We start from the raw sequence: 20,588 nt of genomic DNA, 5'->3' as shown, positions 1-20,588 counted from the left end.
GGGCAAAGTGGCGCGCGTCATACTTGTCGTCCGCCACGCTGTCACTGCTTCAAGGAGTTCTGCATGCTTGCCGCCGCATCCAACGCGAGCCGGTTCCCATGGCGTATTCGCGCAGCGACCGTTGCCTTGATGCTGCTTCCCGCCCTGCTTTGGGCGCAGGCGCCCATTGAGATCAAGCCGCTGCCGGAAACCAAGCACGCGACGGTCACCCAACTCGGTGCTGCTGACCTCAGCGCCAGCGACGTGCAAACGTGGCTCGATGGCGAGATGGGCGGCGTGATGCAGAAGGGCGCCGTGACCGGAGCCGTCGTGGTGGTGGTGAAGGACGGTGAGATCGTGCTGTCCAAAGGCTACGGCTACGCCGATGCGGAGGCGAAGAAGCCGGTCGCTCCCGCCACCACCCTGTTCCGCGTGGCCTCCATCTCCAAGCTATTCACCTGGACGGCGGTGATGCAGCTGGTCGAGAAGCACAAGCTTGACCTTGATGCGGACATCAACCGCTATCTCGACTTCATCGTGCCACCACGTGACGGCAAGCCGGTGACGCTGCGTGACCTGATGACGCACACCGCGGGCTTTGAAGACGTGGAGAAGAACCGCTACGCACTCTCGCCCGCCGGATTGATGCCGTACGACGCCTGGGTGAAGTCGTGGGTGCCGGAGCGCATCTATCCGGCAGGCACCGTGCCCGCGTATTCCAGTTACGGCGCGGCGTTGGCGGGTTACATCGTGCAGCGCGTATCCGGACAGCCATTCAACGACTACATGGCGCGGCACATCCTTGAACCGCTGGAGATGAAGCACGCCAGCTTCCGCCAGCCGCTGCCATCAACGCTACAAGCCGACGTGATGCCTTTCTACGGCAAGCCCGGCACGCCACCGCATGCTTTCGAGCTGCGCACCGCGGTGCCCGCAGGCGCGTTGTCGAGCAGTGGCGAGGACATGGCGCGTTTCATGGTGGCGCATCTGCAGTACGGGCGATCGGGCAATGCGCAATTGCTTGAACAGGCCACGGTGAAGCAGATGCAGGACTACCAGCGGGCCATCATTCCCGGGTTGCCGGGCATGGCGCTGGGCTTTGTGCGCATGGACTGGAACGGTCAGCCGATCCTAGGCCACGGCGGCGACATCGACGGCTTCCACAGTCTGCTTGCGCTCTTCCCCGATCATCACACCGGCATCTTCATCGCCACGGGCGGTGGCAACGCTTCGCCGCTGTTGCGGACCATCGTGACGGGCTTTGCGGATCGCTATTTTCCGCCGCTGCCGCAGCTGAAGCCGGCAACGCTGGCCACGGACAAGGCGCACTCCGCGCAACTCGTTGGCCGCTATATGCCCAGCGTCACCTCGCGCAGCAATGTGCTTGCCCTGCGCGACGCGCTGGCGACCTCGTCCATCAGCATGGCTGCCGACGGTTCACTGGTCACGCCGATGTTCGGCGCGGCGCACTGGCGCGAGATCAAGCCGTACGTGTGGCTCGACGACGCCACCGGCCGCCAGCTTGGCGCCGTCGTGCACGACGGCAAGGTGAGCATGCTGTCCACCGACGCGCTGGCGCCTGTGCGCGTCTACCTGCCCGCGACCGGTTGGACGCCCGCCCAGATCGGCACGTTCGTGCTCGCACTGCTGGTGGTGTTCGCGCTGATCGCGTTGTCGTGGCCCATCGTTGCGTTGCTGCAGCGCCGCCCCGCATCGCCAGCGCTGGTCGACGCGGAAGCACGCTGGTATCGCCTGAGTCGCCTTACGGCGGTGCTGTTCCTGATGTTTGCCGGTGGCTGGTGCCTGATGCTGCCGCGCCTGGGCATGCCTGAGTTGGATACGCGCCTGCGCCTGCTGCACCTGATCGGCATCCTCGCCGTACTGGGCTCGGTGGCCGTGGCCGTGGAAACCTGGCGGGCATGGCGCAGTGGCAGCTGGTGGCGCCGCCTCAGCGGTTCGATCCTGTTGCTGGCGTGCCTTTTGGCCATCGCGTTCATCGCCTGCTGGCACCTGTTGAGCCCCGGACTCCACTACTAGCCACCACCAGGACCCTGTAGGAGCGCACTTGTGCGCGACCGGCAAGGCGAGCGGGCCTTGGCACCACCGTGGCGCAGTGGTCGCGCACAAGTGCGCTCCTACAGGGGATGCGGCGGGTCTCAGGACCTGCACAGCCCTGCCCGCTACAATAGGCAGGATGGATGTCTCCCACCTGATCGACAAGCTCAACGACGCGCAGCGCGAAGCCGTCTGCGCCCCGCCCGGCAACTACCTCGTGCTCGCAGGCGCCGGCTCCGGCAAGACGCGCGTCCTCACCCACCGCATCGGCTGGCTCACGCAGGTCATGGGCCTGTCGCCATGGTCGATTCTCGCCGTCACCTTCACCAACAAGGCCGCGGGCGAAATGCGCGCGCGACTGGACCAGCTGATTCCCGGCGGCACGCAAGGCCTGACCGTGGGCACGTTCCACGGCATCGCGCATCGCCTGCTGCGTCGTCACTGGCGTGAAGCCGGCCTGCCGGAAGCGTTCCAGATTCTCGATGCCGACGACCAGCAGCGCATCATCAAGCGCGTAATCGCCGGCCTCGGCCTGGACGAAGCGCGCTTTCCGCCGCGCCAGGCCACCTGGCAGATCAACCAGTGGAAGGATGAAGGCAAGCGCGCGGACAGCATCGAGCATCGCGATCATCCGATGACGCGCACCATGGTGCAGATCTACCAGGCGTATGAAGAAGCCTGCCGCCGCGCGGGCCTGGTCGACTTCGCCGAACTGCTGCTGCGCGCGCACGAACTGTGGCTGCACAACCCGGCGATTCTCGAGCACTACCGCGACCGCTGGCGCTACCTGCTGATCGACGAGTTCCAGGACACCAACACGTTGCAGTACGCGTGGATTCGCGTGCTCGCCGGCCAGACCGGCCAGGTGTTCGTGGTGGGCGACGACGACCAGGCCATCTACGGCTGGCGCGGCGCAAAAGTGGAAAACGTGCAGCAGTTCCTGCGCGATTTCCCGGGCGCCAAGACCATCAAGCTGGAACAGAACTACCGCTCCACTTCGACCATCCTCAAGGCCGCCAACAGCGTGATCGCGCGCAACGGCGGACGCCTGGGCAAACAGTTGTGGACCGATGGCGGCGAAGGCGAGCGCATCGCGCTGTACGCCGCGTACAACGAGCAGGACGAAGCGCGTTTCGTGGTGGAACGCATCCGCGAGTACGTCGCCGAACATGGCGAAGCGCGCGACATCGCCATTCTCTATCGCTCCAACGCGCAGTCGCGCAACTTCGAAGAACAGCTGATGCAGCGGGACATCCGCTTTCGCGTGTACGGCGGACAGCGCTTCTTCGATCGCGCGGAAATCAAGGATGCGCTGGCGTATCTGCGCCTCTCGTCCAACCGCCAGGACGATGCCGCGTTCGAGCGCGCCGTGAACACGCCACCGCGCGGCATCGGCGACCGCACGCTCGACGTGCTGCGTCGTCGCGCGCGCGCCGAAAGCAGCTCGATGTGGGAAGCGGCGCTGAGCGAACTTAGCGGTGGCAGTGAACTGGCCGGCCGCGCAAAGAACGCGGTAAAGGCCTTCCTCACCATGATCGAGGACATGGCGCGCGCCTTTGCCGGCACGGGCGTGGGCGATGCACTGGCCCTGGCCGAACAGATCGACCACGCCATCAGCCACACGGGCCTGCGCGACTTCTACGAGAAGGACAGCCGCGGCAACGCCGAATCGCGCGTGGAAAACCTGGACGAACTGGTCAACGTGGCCAGCCGTTTCGAGCTGACGCCCGATGACGAAGAAGCGGGCTTGAGCGAACTGGCGGCGTTCCTTTCGCACGCCGCGCTGGAAGCCGGCGAAGGCCAGGGCGAAGCCTGGGACGACTGCGTGCAGTTGATGACGCTGCACTCGGCCAAGGGCCTGGAATTCCCGGTGGTGTTCCTGGTGGGCATGGAAGAAGGCCTGTTCCCGAGCCAGCGCTCCGTGGAAGACGAAGGCCGCCTGGAAGAAGAGCGTCGCCTTGCCTATGTGGGCATCACGCGTGCGCGCGAACGCCTGTTCATTACCCACGCCGAATCGCGCCGCATGCACGGCGTGGAAATGCTGGCGCGGCCGTCGCGATTCCTGGCGGAAATTCCCCCGGAACTCATCGACGAAGTCCGCCCGCGCGTGCAGGTGAGCCGACCGCTGTACGGCGCACGCCCGAACAGCGGCTCGATCTCGCTGGAAGAAAGCATGCCGTTGAAGCTTGGCCAGCGCGTAAGCCACCCGAGTTTCGGCGAAGGCACGGTGGTGAGTGCGGAAGGCAGCGGTGCGCACATGCGCATCCAGGTGAACTTCTCCAGCAGCGGCAGCAAGTGGCTGGTTTACGCGTATGCCAACCTGACACCGTTGTGAGCCGACCATGAGCGAACGGCCGTCCCTGCGCGAAAATCTGCGTCGATTGCTCGACGTGCAGCAGGGGCTGGCCACGATGTATCGCCAGCTGCCCTTGACGCATCGATTGATGCAGGGGTTGTGGCTGGCGTCGTTGGCGCTCATCGCCGCCAGCGCCGCTTACGGCCTGGGGCTGCTGCTGCACGCGCAGCAAGCCTTCTGGGCCGCGCTTACCGCCATCGCGGTGACGCAACAGAGCTATCTGGATACACGCACTTCATCACGCGACCAGATCATCGGCGCGTTCGTCGGCAGCGTCGCCGGCTTCAGCGCCACCCTGGCACTGGGCGAACAATACGGTTCGTATGCAATCGCCATCGTCGTGGCCGTCACGGTCTGCTGGGCCGTTGGGCTGGGCGTGGCTGCGCGACTGAGCGGCGTCACCACCACCATCATCATGCTGGTTCCGCACGCGGGCTCGTTCTGGCTGATTGCGCTGGAACGCGTGGGCCAGGTGGCGCTGGGCATCGCTTGCGCACTGGTGGTGGTCGTCGCCGCCGAGCGCGTGCAGCGCTGGTGGGTGCGGCCGACGGACTGAGCCGCTTATCATCTGGCCGCTAAACGCAGGAAGGTTCGACGGGAACCAGCGGCTTCGCAGGGTTCTCCCAATCTTCAGCCATCCAACGGCTTTCGATGCAGGCCTTCAGTCATGACGACCGACACCACCACCGAAACCAACAGCCGCGCGCGCCTGGACCACGACATCTGCGTGCACATCTTCACCGCGTCGGCCGCGATGGTGGGCGTATGCCTCACCGTCATCGGCATCCTTCGCGTGGTGATCTCGCTGCGCAAGGAGGATTTGCTGGGCGACGACCTGCTGGCCGTCAACTCCATGCTGTATCTGGCTTCCTGCCTGCTTTCCTACTGGGCCTTGCGCACACGCAACCAGAAGCGCAATCACCGGCTGGAACGAACCGCCGACGCCATCTTCCTGGTGTCGCTGGTGTTCACGGCGGTCAATGCCGGATTCATCACCTGGGCGATATCGGCCAGCTGATCGCCACCCCGGCCAAGGCGCCGGGGATGGCGGGAGCGCGGCTTTATTCCGGCAGGCGCGGCACGCCGTGCTCGCTGCGCTCTTCCACGGCGATGGGACGCGTATCCAGGCGCGTGGAACGCGCGTTCTGCGGCAGCGGTTCGACGGCCTCGCCGCGTGCAAGCGCCAGCGCATTGCGATAGCAACGCTGGGCCAGCGCGGCGTCGCCCTGACCGGCATGCACATCGCCCAACGCTTCCCACGCGCCGCTGCTGGGCACGAGCGCCAGCGAACGTTCCAGGTATTGCGCGGCCTTGCCCCACAAGCCCTGCCGCACGCACATGCGACCGAGCGTCAACAGCAGCGCGGCATCGTTGGGATGCGCGTCCAGCCACGACTCGGCACGACGCAGCCGCGCTTCGATGTCTTCGCCGCCGAGCGCGCCGTAGGTTTCGACCAGCAGTGGCGACCATTCGCGGCGTACCGCCGATTCCACTTCGTCCATGGCCGGCAACACCATGCCGAAGGCGGCGGCCTGTCGTGCGTACGCGTCGATGGCCGCCGGAACCCGGCGTTGGGTCTTGGGCAATTGCGACCACAGCGTGTTGAGCGCGGCGGCATCCGGTGCGCTGCGCAGCGACGCGGCGAGCACCTGTGCTTCCAGGGCAGCGAAACTTTTCGAGCCCAGCGCACCGCTTTTCTGAAGGGGTTCCAGCGACTGCCGCGCACGGCGCGTGTCGCCGCTGGCGAGCCCTGCAAGCGCCAGTTCGCGCCAGCCACCGGGCGTGAGGTTGCCGGCATCGGCATCGGCGGCGAGCAGGTTGACCGCTTCGGACGGACGACCTTCGCGGCGCAGCACGCGTGCGCGCAAGACACGCGCGGGACGCGGTGCCACCTGGGCGGCTTCGTCGAGCGTGGTAAGCGCCCGGCTGTTTTCACCGCGACGGGACGCGGCCTCCGCCGCGGCCAGTAATGCCGGACCGCGCAGGGCATCAAGGCGCGATGCGCGATGCAGATCGCGCTCGGCGTCGCCGTGCCGACCTTCCATCAGCGCCAGCAGACCTTCGCCCATCTTCTTGCGGCTCAGCCGACGGTGACGGCGCGTGAGCGCACCAAACGGCCAGCGCACCGCGAACCACACGGCACTGAGCACCGCCCAGGCCAGCAACAGGATGACGAGTGCGGCAACCACCGTGGTCTCGGCCTGCCAGCCACGCAGTTGCACCATCACGTAGCCCGGGTCTTCAGCAACCCAGTGCCAGCCGAACGCGGCCAGTGCCGCGACGATCACCAGCAACAGAATCCAGCGCCACAACTTCATGGCTTGGCTCCGGCCGTGCTGGCGGAAGCGGGCTTGAGCGCATGCACGGCGCGCAGGTTGCGCAGTTCGCTGAGCGCGGCACCCAACTGCACGGCTTCACCCGGCGAATGGGTCATCAACGTGGCGAGCTGCGCGCGCACCTGCTGTACGGGCGCAGCGTTGGTGTCGAACTGCGCAGCCACACCGGCATCGGCGCGCTTGAGCGCGGCGATGTAGGCATCGCGATCCGAGGCAAGCAAGGCAGCCTGTGCCTGTGCAAGGTCGATCGATGCCAGCTCACGCGCAAAGCGCGCGTCGGCCACGGACAGCGGTGCGCCATTCGTGCGTTGCACCTTCACCACGTCGTTGAGTGCGCTGGTGATGCGCGACCAGCCACTGGAAACGGCGCCGGTGGTTGCGGAGTCCAGCGGCTTGAGCGGCAGTTCCATCATCGACGCACGCAGGTTGCTCAGCGTGGTCAGCGAGGTATCCAGATTCACCGTCTGGCTCTTGCCCAGCGCTTCGCGTTCCGCGCCAATGCTCTGGCGCAGGCCGGAAAACGCGCCGTCGTTCACGGCAGCCAATGCCTGGTCGGCCAGGCCATAGGCGGCCATGGCGCCTTGCGCATCGTGGAACAGGTCGTAGCGTTCCTTGGCCATGCGCAGCAGCGATTCGGTTTCGTCGAGCAGCATGGCGTCGTGGCCGGAAAGCGTTTTCTCCGACAGCTTGGCCACCGCGTCTTCGAGGTTGCGCGTGCGCTCGGCCTGGCTCAGTACTTCTTCGCGCAGGGAACGGTTGACCTGGTCGGCGTCGCCCAGGCGTTGACGCAGCAGGTTGCGTTCGCTGTCGCTGGCGCGGATGCCGCTTTCCAGCGTGTCCACGCGTTGCTGCAAGGTGTTCAGTGCGGCGCTGCCTGCCGCATTGCCTTGTTCCTGTTGCCACTGCTGCCAGCCCACGTAGCCGGCGCCACCGATGGCGACCAATGACAGCAGCAGGGCCACGCCCAGGGTGCCACTGCCACGGCGTGCCGGCGGCGTGCTCCGCGGCGCGCGCGCAGAGGTCTCGGGACGCGCACCCGCAGGTGCGCCGCTATCAAGGAAGGAGTCGTCTTGGCTCATGCGCGACATGCTAGCAGCCCGTGGCAGGGGGCTCGCATCAAACAGGCGTGAAGGAGCGCCTCGAGACCGTGGCTACAGGCGTTCGGCGGCGGACAGCAAGTGGGCAGACAGCGCAGACGATGCGACCTCGATGCGCTCGAAGCCCGCGTCACGCGCGGCGGCGGCAAGGCGCTCGCTGCTGACCACGGCGACGGCATGGTGCAGTCGCGCGAAGGCGTCCACCGGCAGGCGCAGCCGGAGGTTTTCCAAAGCCTCGGCGCTGGACAACAGCACACGTGCATCGGAAGACAACCGCATGACAGCGTCGATCTGGCGACGCTGCCAGCGTGGCTCGCCGCGCCGGTAGACATGGACCTCGCGCAACGCCGCGCCGCGCTCCGCCAATGCGTCACGAAGCACGCCACGGCCGCCAGGTGCGCCGATGAGGGCGACGCGACGCCCCTGCAATGGCGCCAGCGCCGGGTGTTCAAGCACCCCTTCGCTGTCCTGCCGTTGCACTGGCGCCAGCGCCGACACACCGTGCCGCTTCAACGACCGCGCCGTTCCCTGCCCCACGCCGAGCACGGTGGCGCGGGTTTGCAGCGGCACCTGTCGCGCGGCGAAACGAACGGCCGCGGGGCTGGTGAAAATGAGCAGGTCGTCATCCAGCGCCGCCCGCAGCGATGCGACGGTGTCCGCGCTTTCCACGCCGTGCAGCGCCAGCCCGGGCAACAGCAGGGGCTCGCCACCCCGGCGCCGCACCTGCCGCGCCAGCGGCGAGCCGGTGCCGGCCGGGCGCGTGATGACCACCACGCGTCCGTGCAGCGCTGGCTCGTCAGGGGTCGGGGATCGCGTGGTCATGGGCCTCTCCGGGAACCGCAAGGAGTGTAGCGGCCCGGACAAAACGGGTCGTGTCCCCGCCGGGTGCGTAAACTACGCTTTCCCCCTCGTTTACCCCACCTCGACTACCCCACCACGATGAGCACCACCGAACGGCATACCCTCGCGCGCAAGATGGTCACCTTCATGCGCGATGAAATCCCCCTGGCGCAGACCATGGACCTGGCCCTGCACGACTGCGATGAAGGACGACTGTCCCTGGCCGCCCCGCTGGGACCGAACATCAACGACAAGGGCTGCGCCTTCGGTGGCAGCCTGGTGAGCGTGATGACACTCAATGGCTGGGGACTGGTGGAACTGGAACTGCGCATGCGCGGCATCGAGTGCGATGTGTTCGTGGGTGAATCCACCGTGCGCTACCTGGAGCCGGTGTGGGGCGATTTCCTCAGCGAAGCCCAGCTGGCCGAAGGTGCGGACTGGGTCACCTTTTTCGACACGCTCGATGCGCGCGGCCGCGCCCGCGTCGAGGTGGCCTGCCGCGTGCCGGGTACCGGCGAGAAGCCGGCCGCCACGCTGGAAGCCCGTTTCGTGGCCAAGAAGCGCTCACCCGACGCCGTATGAAAACGCGGCGTTCCTTGGGCACAATGCCGGCACTGCCCAAGGGGAAAGCTTCATGCGCCGCATCCTGATCCCGCTCGTCACGGTGTCCGTGCTCGCGCTCGGTGGTTGTGCCACCAGCCAGCGCGACGACTCGCTCACCACCACGTTGAATGCCTACGCCAGCACGGTGCGCTGGGGCGATTTCAAGTCGGCGCTGGAGTTCGTGGACCCGAAAGTGCGCGAGGAACACCCCATCGCCCCGCTGGAAATGTCCCGCTACCAGCAATACAAGGTCAGCGGCTATGACGAGGGTAACGGCCCGGTACCGGCTGGCCAGTTCGAAGTGCACCAGACGGTGAAGATCAACATGGTGAACGTGAACACGCAGTCCGAGCGTACCGTGACGGACCACCAGACTTGGCGCTACGACGAGCAGTCCAAGCACTGGTACCTGGAAAGCGGCCTGCCGGACATCAGCCAGCAGTGATTCGAGGGGCATGGGGCCAGGGATGAATGGCGAGCTGGTGCCTTGTGCAGGCACGCTTGTCCGTAAACCCTCGCCCCTGACCCCTATCCCCTATAATCGCCCGTTCTCTTCAATCCGCGCGGCCCCTGCGCCGCGCCTGCGGAAGCCCTACGAATGAGCGATGTACTGCACAAGCTGCCGGAATTCTTCGGCAACCACCTGGCGCTCGCCGCCCTGTTCCTGGTCCTGCTGCTGGGCCTGATCGGCACGCAGCTGCTGATGCTGCTGCGCAAGTACAAGGAACTGACGCCGGCCGGGCTCACCTTGCTGATCAACCGCGAAGGTCCGCTGCTGATCGACCTTTCCGCGTACGCGGACTACGAAAAGGCCCACGTGCCGGGCTCGCGCCACGTCGCCATGAGCCAGTTCGACCCCGAGCACAAGGACATCGCCAAGGCGAAGGACGTGCCGGTCGTGCTGATCGACAAGGACGGCCGCGGTGCCAGCGAAAAGGCTGCCCAGCGTCTGGTGAAGGCCGGCTTCGCCAAGGTGTACACCCTCGGTGGCGGCGTACTGGGCTGGCAGGGTGCGCAGCTGCCGGTGGCCAAGGGCAAGAACCCGGGCTGATCGTTTCAAGGCGAGGGCGCAACGCCCTCGCCTGCCCTGCATCCACGCAGGCTCAAAGCCCCACGATCCCTGCGCGATTACCCAGGATCTGCGCCAGCACATCCGGCGCGTAGTCGAACGAATCGTAGTAAAGCCGGTCTTCCGGCAGGCCCGCGCCAAGGAACAACTGGCGCCCGGCATCGATCATGGCCGGCGGACCGCTCATGTAGACGTCGTAGCCGCTCAGGTCGGGGTGATCGGCAAGCAGGGCTTCATGCACCAGGCCCATGCGAATGCCGCTGGCCAGTGCCTGCTCCGCATCGGAAATCACGGCGTGGAAGCGAAGATCGTGCGCCTTCGCGGTCCATTGCTGCGCCTGTTCGCGCATGTACAGGTCCGCTGCCTGGCGCGCGCCCCAATACACATGCATGGGTCGACGCGTACCCAACGCAATGAAGTGCTCCACGATGGCCTTGACCGGCGCGAAACCCGTGCCGCCTGCCATGAAGATCATCGGGCGTTCCGAATCCTCGCGCGGCACAAAGGTGCCGAGCGGGCCTTCGATACGCATCGCATCGCCCACTTTCAGCGTGTCGCTGACCCACGACGTGAAGCCACCACCCGCCACATGGCGCACATGCAGTTCGATGGTGCCGTCCGCCTCGGGATGGTTGGCGATGGAGAACGGACGACGACGCCCATCGTCCAGCAGCACATCGAGGTACTGCCCCGGCAGCCAGTTGAGCCGCGCATCTGCCGATACCGGCTTCAGGTGCAGGCCGATCACATCGGGTGCGAGCATCCACTTGCGCGATGCCACCACGTCCACCTGTCGCCTGGCGATGTCTTCCACCGACGTGACTTCGCGCGCCTCGATGAGCAGGTCGCTGCGCGGTACCGCCTGGCAAAGCAGGATGGCGTGCTGCGCGGGCGACGTGCCCGCCAGCGCCACCGGCGGATTGCGCGGGTAGTCGCAATGGCCGTTGATGAGCGTGGCCTTGCAGCTGCCGCACACGCCGGCGCGGCACGAATACGGCAACGCGATGCCGGCCCGCTGCGCGGCTTCCAGCACGGTTTCGCCCGGCGCTACCGGAAAATGGCGGCCGGTGGAGGAGATGGTGACTTTGAACACGGGCACATTGTCGCGGGGGAAGCGTGAGTCGACAATGAGGGCCCCCTCGCCCAATCACAAGTTTTCGCGGAGAACACGGCCATGGCCATCTGGAAACAGGACATCTCGCTTGAGCGCATCAACGGCTGGAGCGCCAACACCATGATGGAGACACTGGGCATCCGCATCACCGAATTCGGCGATGACTGGATTCGCGGCACCATGCCGGTGGACCACCGCACGCACCAGCCGTACGGCCTGCTGCACGGCGGCGCCTCCGTGGCGTTGGCCGAAACGCTTGGCAGCACCGCGGCCATGCTCACGCTCGATCCCGCACAGGAAGTCGCCGTGGGCCTGGACATCAACGCCAACCACATCCGCGGTGCGCGCAGCGGCATTGTCACGGGCACGGCGCGCATGGTGCATATCGGCCGCACCACGCAGGTGTGGGAAATCCGCATCGAAACGGAGGCCGGCGAACTGGTGTGCATCTCGCGCATCACCATGGCGGTGATTCCCGCACGCGTGGTTGCGCCGCGTTGAGTATCGACGCCCCCTACGCATCGCTTGACCCCGATCGCGTGCTCGACGCTGTAACCGCGTGCGGGCTCTGGCCCGATGGTCGCCTGCTCGCACTCAACAGCTATGAAAATCGCGTATGGCAGGTAGGTATCGAAGATGCTTCACCCGTCATCGCCAAGTTCTATCGACCACACCGCTGGAGCGATGCAGCGATTCTCGAGGAGCACGCATTCGCGCAGGAACTGGCCGATGCGGAAGTGCCGCTCGTGGCGCCGCTGGTTTTCGGCGGGCGCACGCTGCTTCATCACGATGGTTTCCGTTACGCGCTCACGTCGCGTCGCGGTGGGCGCGCTCCTTCGCTGGAATCGAAGGAACAGCTGGAATGGCTGGGGCGTTTGATCGCCCGCATCCATGCCGTGGGCGCACGTGCATCGTTTGAACATCGTGGCCGCATTGATCGCGCAACATTGATCGAACAGCCGATGGGCGCGGTGCTGTCGTCATCGTTGCTGCCGCCATCGCTGCATGCGTCCTATCGCTCGGCCGCCGAACGCGTGGACCAAGCCGTGGCCAATCGCTTCGACGCTGTAGGCCCGGTGCGACAGCTGCGCCTGCATGGCGATTGCCATCCCGGCAACGTGCTCTGGACCGACGCCGGCCCGCATTTCGTGGACCTCGACGACGCGCGCATGGGCCCTGCGGTGCAGGACCTGTGGATGCTCGCCAACGACGACAAGTCGATGACGGCATTGCTGGATGGCTACCAGCAGATGCGCGACTTCGACTTCAGCGAGCTCGCGCTGGTGCCGGCATTGCGCGCCATGCGCCAGCTGCATTACGCCGGCTGGATCGCCGCGCGCTGGCACGATCCGGCGTTTCCCATCGCCTTCCCGTTCGCGGCGGAACCGCGCTGGTGGGAACAGCACATCACCGACCTGCACGAAATGGCCGAAGACCTTTTGTAGGAGCGCACTCGTGCGCGGCCGGCGACATCGCTGCAACGAAACGGTCGCGCACAAGTGCGCTCCTACAGTGACTGGCACCGTGGGCTTGTAGATTCCTGCACCACGCTGACCGGCCGCCAACCGCAGGCACAAACCGCCAACCCGCACCAGCAACGCCGCCATCACGATCGGCTAAGCTCGCGGCTTTCGACCCAGGGCATCGCTCGTGCGCAATTTCCTTTTCCGATTGATCGGCATCCTTGAAGTCGCCGGCGGCTTCTTCGGCATGGTGAGCATGCTGCGGCGATTGCTGCCGTTCGGCTCGCACGATTCCATCGTGGCCGTGATCGGGCTGGCGTTCTATGCGTTCGTGCTGATTGCCGGCGTGCTGCTGCTGGAAAACAGCGAACGCGGCGTGACGTTCTCCGGCTGGGCCCAGCTGCTGCAGCTGCCACTGATTGCCACGCCGGTCTTCAGCTACGGCTTTCATTGCGGTGCCTTCGTGAACGTGTGGGCCACCCTGCACTTGCCGGCCCAGCTGGGCCTGGACTGGCACGTGGCGAGCGAAGGTTTCGTGTTGGCCGTTGCGGGTCCATCGCTGTCCCGCATCGGCATCAACCTGCTGGCCCTGCGTTCCTGGCTGGCGCTTCGCATCCGGTAAAAAAGCCCGGATCTGGACTTGTGAGAGCGCACCCTGTGGGCGACGCGACGTAGCCCGCCCCTCACGCGGCAAGCCACGTGCAGCCCGCGCCCCGCAGAAAATGGGCCGGGGCGCGGGTTTCACCGGGTATCATGGGCGGATGAATACCCCCGCCTCTCCCCTCCCCGTCATCCGCCTCAAGTCCGATCGCACGCCCGGCCACCCCTGGGTGTGGTCCGCACAGGTGCACAAGCCGGAGACCCGCGTGCCGCCCGGCAGCGTGGTCGATGTGGAGGATGCCAAGGGCCGCTTCGTCGGCCGCGCCTTCTGGAACGGCCACGCGCGCATCGCGCTGCGCCTGCTGACCAACGATCCGGACGAGGCCATCGACGCCGACTGGATCGCCGCCCGCATCGACCGCGCCGTCGCGTTGCGCAGCGATCTGCTGCAGCTGGACCGCGTCAGTGACGCGTGGCGCGTGGTGCACAGCGAAGGCGACGGACTCTCGGGCCTGGTGGTGGACCGCTACGCCGACATCATCGTCATTGAATACTTCGCCGCGGGCATGTGGCGCTTTCGCGAAGCGATCCACGCGGCGCTGCTGCGTCATTTCCCGGGAGCGCGCCTGTACTGGTTCGCCGAGAACCACGTGCAGAAGCAGGAATCCTTCGACTGCCGCTCGCCCGAGGCGCCGGCACCGGTCGAAGTGCATGAGCACGGCCTGCGCTTCCACGCCGCGCCGGGCTATGGCCACAAGACCGGTTTCTTTGCCGACCAGCGCGAAAACCGTCATCACTTCGCTCGCCTGGCCAAGGGCCGTCGCGTGCTCGACCTGTGCTGCAACGCTGGTGGTTTCGCGGTGCACGCCCTCGCGGCCGGTGCGGAGTCGGCCACCGGCGTGGACATGGACCCGGGCATCCTGGAAATCGCCCGCGCCAACGCCGCCGCCAACGATGTGCCGGTGAAATTCGAAGCCGCCGACATCTTCGACTGGCTGCGTGGGGCGATCGCACGTGGCGAGCAGTACGACGCGGTGATCCTTGACCCCGCCAAGCTCACGCGCGACCGCAACAAGGTGGTCGATGCGCTGAAGAAATACTTCGCCATGAACCGCCTCGCGCTGGACGTGATTCCGCCCGGCGGCCTGCTGCTCACCTGCTCGTGCACGGGCCTGGTGAGCGAAGAGGATTTCCTGGAGATGCTGCGCCGCGTGGCGCTCAACGCCGGGCGTGAAATCCAGGTGCTGCACACGGCCGGTGCGGGGGCTGACCACCCGTTCCGCAGCGATGTGCCGGAAGGGCGTTACCTGAAGGCGGTGTTCTGCCGGGTGATGTAAGAGCCGTTCAAGTCCGCTGGATGACGTAAGAGCCTCACAAGATCGCAGGAGCGGCCCCTTAATTCCTCACCGTCATTCCCGCGAAAGCGGGAATCCAGTGACTTTGCTCTTCCATGCACGCGCTTAGAGCGAAAGGCGAAAGGCGCTGGATGACCGGCCCTTCGGCCGTTGAAAAGCGCCTCCCGCCTTCGCGGGAATGACGGTGAGGGCGAACGAACCTTGCGGCGGGACCTGTAAGCCCACCAAGCCACGCGATCCCAGCACCTGAGACGCCAGCGCGTACACTTGGCACCTTGTACCGCTGGGTGATGCCATGTCGCTGATCGAAATCCTGTTGATCGTCCTTGTTGTCGCCGTGCTGGCGGTGATCGTGCTGCAGGTGATGAACCTGCAACGCGGGCGCGAGGACGCCGGCCTCACCGCGCGCCTGGATGCGCTGAAAGACGACAACCGCCACCTGCGCGATGCGCTCGCACAGGAGCAACGCGCCGGCCGTGGCGAGATGATCCAGTCGCTGGGCCAGTTCGGTTCGCTGGTGCAGGAACAGCTTGGCGGCATGAACACGCAGCAACACGAGCGTATCGGCCACTTTGGCCAGCGCCTGGACACGCTGACCACCCGCACAGACGAAGGCCTGCAAAAGCTCGCCCAGCGCCTGACCGAAGACGCGCGCCACAGTCGCGAGGAACTCACTCTTACGCTCAACCGCTTCGGCGAACAGCAACAGCAGCGCCTCGCCGCGCTCACCGCCGACAACGAAAAGCGCCTCAATGAAGTGCGCGCCACGCTGGAAACCAAGCTCAAGGCGATTCAGGACGACAACGCCGCCAAGCTGGAACAGATGCGCGCCACGGTGGATGAGAAATTGCAGACCACGCTGGAAACGCGTCTGGGGCAATCGTTCGCGCTGGTTTCCGAGCGGCTTGAGCAAGTGCAGCGCGGCCTGGGCGAAATGCAGAACCTCGCCACGGGCGTGGGCGACCTCAAGCGCGTGCTGACCAACGTGAAGACGCGCGGCATCCTGGGCGAAGTGCAGCTGGGTGCGCTGCTCGAACAGTTGCTGACCATCGACCAGTACGACTCGAACGTGGTGACCATTCCCGGCAGCAGCGACCGCGTGGAATTCGCCGTGCGCATGCCGGGTGCGGGCGAACACGCGCAGCTGTATCTGCCCATCGACGCCAAGTTCCCGGTGGAGGATTACCAGCGCCTGCTGGACGCCCAGGAAGCCGCCGATGCGGAAGCCGCCGCGCTGGCCGGGCGCGCACTGGAAATGCGCGTGCGCGAAGAAGCCAAGCGCATTCGCAGCAAGTACGTGGCGCCGCCGCACACCACGGATTTCGCCGTGCTGTTCCTGCCCACCGAAGGCCTGTATGCCGAAGTGATCCGCCGCCCGGGCCTGTTCGAAGCCCTGCAGCGCGACCACCACATCACCGTGGCTGGTCCCACCACGCTTACCGCGTTGCTCAACAGCCTGCAGATGGGTTTCCGCACGCTGGCCATTGCCCAGCGCAGCAGCGAAGTGTGGACCCTGCTTGGCGCGGTGAAGACCGAGTTCGGCAAGTTCGGCACGGTGCTGGAAAAGACCCGCAAGAAGCTCAACGAAGCCACCAACGTGATCGATCAGGCCAGCGTCCGTACGCGCGCCATCGAACGCAAGCTGCGTGGCGTGGAAACCTTGTCCGGCGACGAAGCCCAGCAGTTGCTAGGCGACGCGCCCGCCATCGAAGAGATCGGCGAGGACGACCCGGAAGGTTGACCGCTGGCGTCCGCGCTCAGGCGGACGCGCTGACCAGCGAACCGCTGCTGCTGCCACCTTCGGCCAGCAGCGCCGTGGCAAGCGATGTCACGGCGCTTTCAAGCTGACCGTTGGTGGTCGCCACGGCGGACTGCAACGCGGAAACACGCGCCAGGTTCGCCGGGTCCGACGCCTGCTTGCCGGACGTGGCCGCATGCAGGGCCTGCTGCTCCTGCGCCAGCTGCTTCTGCAACTGGGCAATCTCACGCTGCAACGCCTGCACGGTCGCGCTGGTGCCGCTGCTGTCGCTGCTGCTCGATGCGCCCGCCGCACCGCCTGCGCCGCCAGCACCACCCGCTTTCGCCGCTCCCTTGGCCTGGCTCGATGACGTCGATGACGTGGCGGCGGCAGGGCTCGTGGACGCGGAGGACGACGACGACGCCCCAGCGATGGTCACCGGAATGGAAGAGGTGTCCAGATGGATGCCGATGCTCACGCGAAGTCCTTGGGAGGGTTTGCCTATCCATCGGCCAGTCCCGTGAAATCTTGAGCAGCCCGGTGCCTAACCCCGTTCGCGCGCCGGTGGCGTTCCACCGTATGCATCGCCGTCGATGCCTGCCGGAGTCGTCGCATGAACGCCATCTGGAAACATGTCCTCGGGATCGCCACGCTCGCCGCCAGCATGCAGGTGGGAGCGGTCGGCAGGCTGGTGGACCTGGCCATTGTCGACCGGGCCACGCAACAGGAATTGCCGGTCTATCGCCACGAGGGCCGCTACTACGTCGCCGGCCATCCCGGGCACCGCTACCAGATCCGCCTGCGCAGCCAGGACGATAGCCGCCTGCTCGGCGTGCTTTCCGTCGACGGCGTCAACGCACTCTCCGGTGACGCCGCCAACTGGACGCAGGAGGGCTACGTGCTGTCGCCTTTCGAGTCCAGCGACATCCTAGGCTGGCGCAAAAGCCTCAGCGAAGTTGCGGATTTTGTGTTTGCCGATGCATCGCGCAGCTATGCCGCACGCACAGGCCGCCCCGACAACGTGGGCGTCATCGGCATCGCCGTCTTCCTTCCGCGGCGAATGATCCGCCCGCTGCCCATGCCGATGGCACCGGCCACGCCGGCACCCGACGCCATGCGTTCCGACGCGCCTGCCGCACCCCGCATGGCAGAGAAAGCAGCGGCACCCGCCGCCGAAGCCCTCGCAAGCGCGCGCGACAACGGCCCCATCGGCACCGGCCATGGTGAGCGCGAGACCTCGGTGGTGAGTTACACCGATTTCCAGCGCGCCTCATCGACGCCGAACGAGGTGATCACGCTGTACTACGACACGCGCGAACGGCTGATCGCGCAGGGCGTGATTCCCGGCGATGACCGTCCCACGCCGCGCCCCGACCCGTTCCCAGGGCATTTCGTTCCCGATCCGCGCTGACATCGAAGCAACCTGCGTTCAACTCGCGGCCAGCCAAAACGTGACACCATCGATCGTCATGCTGGAAACCCTGAACACCATCGTCTGCGAAGTGGAACGCGACCGCACGCTGGAGCGGCCGGAACAGCTGCGCGAACGCATCCGCGCCATGGACCGGCTGGAAGACGTGATGCAGCACGAGCCCTCCGGCATCACGCCGGCAGGGCTAGCCGTGATTGCCACGCTGCGTCGCCGTGCGAAGGAACGCCACGCAACCCTGGCCGATGTGCAGCAGCGCCTGTGCGATGCGATTCGCCACGCCATCAAACTGGGTGCGGGCGCACACGCGCTGCGCGGCTGGGTGCGTCATGACGACCTGCTTCAGCCGTGGGGTTACGACCATCTGGATGCCTTGGTCGGCGACGTGCTGGCACTGGACGAACCCGTCAGTGACATCGCGCCGCTCGACACGGACATGGTGTTCTATCAACCCACGCCGGTGCGGCACGTGCTGGACCTGATCGAACGCGCCCGCCTCACCAGCGATGACGTTCTGGTCGATCTCGGTTCCGGCATGGGCCACGTGCCCTTGCTGGTGTCCATCTGCACCGATGCGCAGGCCATCGGCATCGAACGCGAAGAGGCTTACGTGTCCAGTGCGCAACGCGCGGCGGCAGCGCTGCGCGTGGAGCGTGCCCGCTTCGTGGCGCAGGACGCACGCGAGATGGATACCTCGCGCGGCACGCTGTTCTATCTGTACACACCGTTTACTGGCGACATCCTGCGGCAGGTACTCGACCAGCTTCGCAGGGAAGCGGGTCGTCGACCGTTCCGCATCGCCACGCTGGGGCCTTGCACACCCACCGTGGCCAACGAATCATGGCTGCGAGCCACCCGCGAACCGCAGGCGGATCGCATCACGTTGTTTCGCTCAATCGCTTGAACCCGAAGCACTGACACCGCCAAGCGGCGTGGTGAGCACCAGGCCCGAATTGCCCGTGCGCAGCGCACCGTCCGGCAATGCATCCGGCGATTCCGCCAGCAGGTCCTTGCTGGCCCAGGGTGCCGTTTCGCGCGGCCCTGGAATGTAGGCATCCCATTTGCCGTAACGGTGATCCTTCAAGGGCATGCCACCGATGTTGAGGCTGAAGGCCACCGGCACGCGCACGACCCAGTAGGGATCATTCACGGTGCTGCCTTGTGAGGGCGGGTTGAACGTCCACTGGCGCGCCGCGTCCAACGAGGCATCGGCCAACGCCTTGCGGAACTTGTCCATATCCGTCCTGCTGGCGTACTGCTCAAGGTTCACCTGCTCGGCGATCGCATCTTCCACGGTGCCAGAGCGGCCCACGCGCAGCAGCAGGTACACCGTACCGCTGACCCGCGCGCCGACCGCAAGGCTGGGGTATTTCGGCGAAACCCTATCCTTGGAGCTGACGTTGGCATCGTTCTTCCCACCGTCGCTGAAAGATGCACCTTCCACGGCGACGCGATAGTTGCCGTCACCGGTTGGCTTCGCCACCAGGCGAACGCTCATGTGCGTCTTTACGATCTGGGTGGTCGGGGAAGAGAGCTTGAATTGCCAGTGCGGCACGCTCTTGTTCATCACATCGACCACGACCGGCGGCAGTTTCTCCTGCTCGTCGATGGTGTAGCCGTGCAGGCTGCCGTCCGGATTCACCTCGATCGATCCCGTCACCAGCATGGATGCTTCGGCGGTTTTCTTGACGCTCTGCGCGTGGGTCACGCCTGCAAGCAGGCCCAGCGACATCCACACCATGGACAGGTACCAGCGCTTCATGACATCTCCTTGTTCACGCGGACGTCCAGTCTAACGGCCGTATCGGCGCCGCATAAGGGCCCATCCCTGCGCATGACGACATCTGCAAGTGCTTGATCCGGCTCGCCTGCGGGCCGCCATGCCGCCCAATCCTTGACGCTGGCGTTACACTGGCGCGTCTGTAAGGCGTACCCGAAGGAACCCGCATGAGCGAGCAGCACGAACCGACCGAAGTCACCCGCGAACAGGCCGAGGAAGCCGTGCGCGTCCTGTTGCGCTGGTCGGGCGAAGATCCCGCTCGCGAAGGCCTGCTCGACACGCCCAAGCGCGTGGTGAAGGCCTATAAGGACTGGTTCTCCGGCTACGACGTGGACCCGGGCGAATACCTGCGCCGCACTTTCAAGGAAGTCGCCGGCTACGACGAAATGGTGGTGCTTCGCGACATCGAGTTCGAAAGCCACTGCGAGCACCACATGGCGCCGATCATTGGCCGCGCGCACGTGGGCTACCTGCCGACCAACCGCGTGGTGGGCATCAGCAAGCTGGCCCGCGTGGTGGATGCTTATGCGCGCCGCTTCCAGGTGCAGGAAAAACTGACCGCGCAGATCGCGCAGTGCATCCAGGAAAACCTGCATCCGGCCGGCGTGGCCGTGGTGGTGGACGCCAGCCACGAATGCATGACCACGCGCGGCGTGCACAAGCGCGGCGTGTCGATGATCACCAGCCAGATGCTGGGCGCCTTCCGTGACGACGCGCGCACCCGCTCGGAATTCCTGCAGTTCATCGGCATCCACGGCGCCGGTCGCTGAGCGC

21 protein-coding genes are annotated in these 20,588 nt (G+C 66.0%); 15 read left to right on the top strand and 6 right to left on the bottom strand.

The features are described from left to right. Positions 1 to 63: 63 nt before the first annotated feature. The 4 genes from DK366_RS09710 to DK366_RS09695 all read left to right on the top strand — a co-directional run bounded on the left by DK366_RS09710 (position 64) and on the right by DK366_RS09695 (position 5,408). On the top strand, positions 64 to 2,016 hold the full coding sequence (locus DK366_RS09710; RefSeq protein WP_109125353.1) for a serine hydrolase domain-containing protein: 1,953 nt from the start codon (positions 64 to 66) through the stop codon (positions 2,014 to 2,016). A gap of 157 nt (positions 2,017 to 2,173) precedes the next feature. Then, entirely contained in the window at positions 2,174 to 4,369 is a 2,196-nt protein-coding gene (uvrD, locus tag DK366_RS09705; RefSeq protein ID WP_109125352.1) for a DNA helicase II, read from the top strand. A 7-nt stretch (positions 4,370 to 4,376) separates the two neighbouring features. Beyond that, positions 4,377 to 4,946 carry an FUSC family protein gene (locus DK366_RS09700; RefSeq protein ID WP_109125351.1) on the top strand — a complete coding sequence of 190 codons (570 nt, stop codon included), beginning with the start codon at positions 4,377 to 4,379 and terminating at the stop codon, positions 4,944 to 4,946. A 111-nt stretch (positions 4,947 to 5,057) separates the two neighbouring features. Further along, positions 5,058 to 5,408, top strand: a complete 351-nt coding sequence (locus tag DK366_RS09695; RefSeq protein ID WP_109125350.1) for a hypothetical protein — start codon at positions 5,058 to 5,060, stop codon at positions 5,406 to 5,408. A gap of 43 nt (positions 5,409 to 5,451) precedes the next feature. On the opposite strand, the gene DK366_RS09690 is transcribed toward DK366_RS09695, so the two are convergent. From DK366_RS09690 to DK366_RS09680, 3 genes are all read right to left on the bottom strand, one after another. Next, positions 5,452 to 6,708, bottom strand: a complete 1,257-nt coding sequence (locus DK366_RS09690; RefSeq protein ID WP_109125349.1) for a heme biosynthesis HemY N-terminal domain-containing protein — start codon at positions 6,706 to 6,708, stop codon at positions 5,452 to 5,454. After that, complete coding sequence (locus tag DK366_RS09685) at positions 6,705 to 7,805, bottom strand: uroporphyrinogen-III C-methyltransferase (RefSeq protein ID WP_109125427.1); 1,101 nt, start codon at positions 7,803 to 7,805, stop codon at positions 6,705 to 6,707. Before DK366_RS09685 ends, DK366_RS09690 begins: the two co-directional genes overlap by 4 nt. Positions 7,806 to 7,877: 72 nt before the next feature. Next, entirely contained in the window at positions 7,878 to 8,645 is a 768-nt protein-coding gene (locus DK366_RS09680; protein WP_109125348.1) for a uroporphyrinogen-III synthase, read from the bottom strand. 117 nt (positions 8,646 to 8,762) lie between these two features. On the opposite strand from DK366_RS09680, the gene DK366_RS09675 reads away from it, so the two are divergent. From DK366_RS09675 to DK366_RS09665, 3 genes are all read left to right on the top strand, one after another. Continuing rightward, positions 8,763 to 9,245, top strand: a complete 483-nt coding sequence (locus DK366_RS09675; protein ID WP_109125347.1) for a YiiD C-terminal domain-containing protein — start codon at positions 8,763 to 8,765, stop codon at positions 9,243 to 9,245. Between the two features lie 52 nt (positions 9,246 to 9,297). Then, positions 9,298 to 9,711 carry a hypothetical protein gene (locus tag DK366_RS09670; protein ID WP_109125346.1) on the top strand — a complete coding sequence of 138 codons (414 nt, stop codon included), beginning with the start codon at positions 9,298 to 9,300 and terminating at the stop codon, positions 9,709 to 9,711. A 153-nt stretch (positions 9,712 to 9,864) separates the two neighbouring features. Then, on the top strand, positions 9,865 to 10,317 hold the full coding sequence (locus tag DK366_RS09665; protein WP_109125345.1) for a rhodanese-like domain-containing protein: 453 nt from the start codon (positions 9,865 to 9,867) through the stop codon (positions 10,315 to 10,317). Between the two features lie 52 nt (positions 10,318 to 10,369). On the opposite strand, the gene DK366_RS09660 is transcribed toward DK366_RS09665, so the two are convergent. Continuing rightward, positions 10,370 to 11,428 (bottom strand): 2Fe-2S iron-sulfur cluster-binding protein, encoded by a 1,059-nt coding sequence (locus DK366_RS09660; protein WP_109125426.1) that lies wholly within the window; start codon positions 11,426 to 11,428, stop codon positions 10,370 to 10,372. Between the two features lie 81 nt (positions 11,429 to 11,509). On the opposite strand from DK366_RS09660, the gene DK366_RS09655 reads away from it, so the two are divergent. From DK366_RS09655 to rmuC, 5 genes are all read left to right on the top strand, one after another. Beyond that, positions 11,510 to 11,950, top strand: coding sequence for a hotdog fold thioesterase (locus tag DK366_RS09655; protein ID WP_109125344.1), 441 nt, complete (start codon positions 11,510 to 11,512; stop codon positions 11,948 to 11,950). Further along, positions 11,947 to 12,894 (top strand): serine/threonine protein kinase, encoded by a 948-nt coding sequence (locus DK366_RS09650; RefSeq protein WP_109125343.1) that lies wholly within the window; start codon positions 11,947 to 11,949, stop codon positions 12,892 to 12,894. The genes DK366_RS09655 and DK366_RS09650 overlap by 4 nt, the downstream gene beginning before the upstream one ends. A gap of 205 nt (positions 12,895 to 13,099) precedes the next feature. Then, positions 13,100 to 13,534 (top strand): hypothetical protein, encoded by a 435-nt coding sequence (locus DK366_RS09645; RefSeq protein ID WP_109125342.1) that lies wholly within the window; start codon positions 13,100 to 13,102, stop codon positions 13,532 to 13,534. A 139-nt stretch (positions 13,535 to 13,673) separates the two neighbouring features. Beyond that, positions 13,674 to 14,849 carry a class I SAM-dependent rRNA methyltransferase gene (locus DK366_RS09640; protein WP_109125341.1) on the top strand — a complete coding sequence of 392 codons (1,176 nt, stop codon included), beginning with the start codon at positions 13,674 to 13,676 and terminating at the stop codon, positions 14,847 to 14,849. A gap of 313 nt (positions 14,850 to 15,162) precedes the next feature. Further along, positions 15,163 to 16,608 (top strand): DNA recombination protein RmuC, encoded by a 1,446-nt coding sequence (rmuC, locus tag DK366_RS09635; protein WP_109125340.1) that lies wholly within the window; start codon positions 15,163 to 15,165, stop codon positions 16,606 to 16,608. Positions 16,609 to 16,624: 16 nt separating this feature from the next. On the opposite strand, the gene DK366_RS09630 is transcribed toward rmuC, so the two are convergent. Further along, positions 16,625 to 17,083, bottom strand: a complete 459-nt coding sequence (locus tag DK366_RS09630; RefSeq protein WP_109125339.1) for a hypothetical protein — start codon at positions 17,081 to 17,083, stop codon at positions 16,625 to 16,627. Between the two features lie 135 nt (positions 17,084 to 17,218). Here DK366_RS09630 and DK366_RS09625 point away from each other — a divergent pair, with 135 nt between their 5' ends. Both DK366_RS09625 and DK366_RS09620 read left to right on the top strand, forming a co-directional pair. Then, entirely contained in the window at positions 17,219 to 18,016 is a 798-nt protein-coding gene (locus DK366_RS09625; RefSeq protein WP_109125338.1) for a hypothetical protein, read from the top strand. Between the two features lie 58 nt (positions 18,017 to 18,074). Continuing rightward, positions 18,075 to 18,938 carry a methyltransferase domain-containing protein gene (locus DK366_RS09620; protein ID WP_157956490.1) on the top strand — a complete coding sequence of 288 codons (864 nt, stop codon included), beginning with the start codon at positions 18,075 to 18,077 and terminating at the stop codon, positions 18,936 to 18,938. On the opposite strand, the gene DK366_RS09615 is transcribed toward DK366_RS09620, so the two are convergent. After that, positions 18,927 to 19,796 carry an energy transducer TonB gene (locus tag DK366_RS09615; protein ID WP_109125336.1) on the bottom strand — a complete coding sequence of 290 codons (870 nt, stop codon included), beginning with the start codon at positions 19,794 to 19,796 and terminating at the stop codon, positions 18,927 to 18,929. The two genes, DK366_RS09620 and DK366_RS09615, sit on opposite strands and share 12 nt — an antisense overlap. Positions 19,797 to 19,981: 185 nt before the next feature. Between DK366_RS09615 and folE the strand changes: the two genes are divergently transcribed. Continuing rightward, complete coding sequence (gene folE, locus DK366_RS09610; protein WP_109125335.1) at positions 19,982 to 20,584, top strand: GTP cyclohydrolase I FolE; 603 nt, start codon at positions 19,982 to 19,984, stop codon at positions 20,582 to 20,584. The last annotated feature ends 4 nt before the right edge of the window (positions 20,585 to 20,588 follow it).

The sequence above is a fragment of the Dyella sp. C11 genome (assembly GCF_003121485.1).
GTDB lineage: Bacteria > Pseudomonadota > Gammaproteobacteria > Xanthomonadales > Rhodanobacteraceae > Dyella.
Note: the sequence above shows the minus strand (reverse complement) of the source record. Positions and strands in the feature narration are given on the sequence as shown.

Bases quoted from the DNA above. Each gene is read 5' to 3' on its own strand.
- DK366_RS09710 (WP_109125353.1), top strand. From the start codon at position 64: ATGCTTGCCGCCGCATCCAACGCGAGCCGGTTCCCATGGCGTATTCGC.
- uvrD (WP_109125352.1), top strand. From the start codon at position 2,174: ATGGATGTCTCCCACCTGATCGACAAGCTCAACGACGCGCAGCGCGAA.
- DK366_RS09700 (WP_109125351.1), top strand. From the start codon at position 4,377: ATGAGCGAACGGCCGTCCCTGCGCGAAAATCTGCGTCGATTGCTCGAC.
- DK366_RS09695 (WP_109125350.1), top strand. From the start codon at position 5,058: ATGACGACCGACACCACCACCGAAACCAACAGCCGCGCGCGCCTGGAC.
- DK366_RS09690 (WP_109125349.1), bottom strand. From the start codon at position 6,708: ATGAAGTTGTGGCGCTGGATTCTGTTGCTGGTGATCGTCGCGGCACTG.
- DK366_RS09685 (WP_109125427.1), bottom strand. From the start codon at position 7,805: ATGAGCCAAGACGACTCCTTCCTTGATAGCGGCGCACCTGCGGGTGCG.
- DK366_RS09680 (WP_109125348.1), bottom strand. From the start codon at position 8,645: ATGACCACGCGATCCCCGACCCCTGACGAGCCAGCGCTGCACGGACGC.
- DK366_RS09675 (WP_109125347.1), top strand. From the start codon at position 8,763: ATGAGCACCACCGAACGGCATACCCTCGCGCGCAAGATGGTCACCTTC.
- DK366_RS09670 (WP_109125346.1), top strand. From the start codon at position 9,298: ATGCGCCGCATCCTGATCCCGCTCGTCACGGTGTCCGTGCTCGCGCTC.
- DK366_RS09665 (WP_109125345.1), top strand. From the start codon at position 9,865: ATGAGCGATGTACTGCACAAGCTGCCGGAATTCTTCGGCAACCACCTG.
- DK366_RS09655 (WP_109125344.1), top strand. From the start codon at position 11,510: ATGGCCATCTGGAAACAGGACATCTCGCTTGAGCGCATCAACGGCTGG.
- DK366_RS09640 (WP_109125341.1), top strand. From the start codon at position 13,674: ATGAATACCCCCGCCTCTCCCCTCCCCGTCATCCGCCTCAAGTCCGAT.
- rmuC (WP_109125340.1), top strand. From the start codon at position 15,163: ATGTCGCTGATCGAAATCCTGTTGATCGTCCTTGTTGTCGCCGTGCTG.
- DK366_RS09625 (WP_109125338.1), top strand. From the start codon at position 17,219: ATGAACGCCATCTGGAAACATGTCCTCGGGATCGCCACGCTCGCCGCC.
- DK366_RS09620 (WP_157956490.1), top strand. From the start codon at position 18,075: ATGCTGGAAACCCTGAACACCATCGTCTGCGAAGTGGAACGCGACCGC.
- DK366_RS09615 (WP_109125336.1), bottom strand. From the start codon at position 19,796: ATGAAGCGCTGGTACCTGTCCATGGTGTGGATGTCGCTGGGCCTGCTT.
- folE (WP_109125335.1), top strand. From the start codon at position 19,982: ATGAGCGAGCAGCACGAACCGACCGAAGTCACCCGCGAACAGGCCGAG.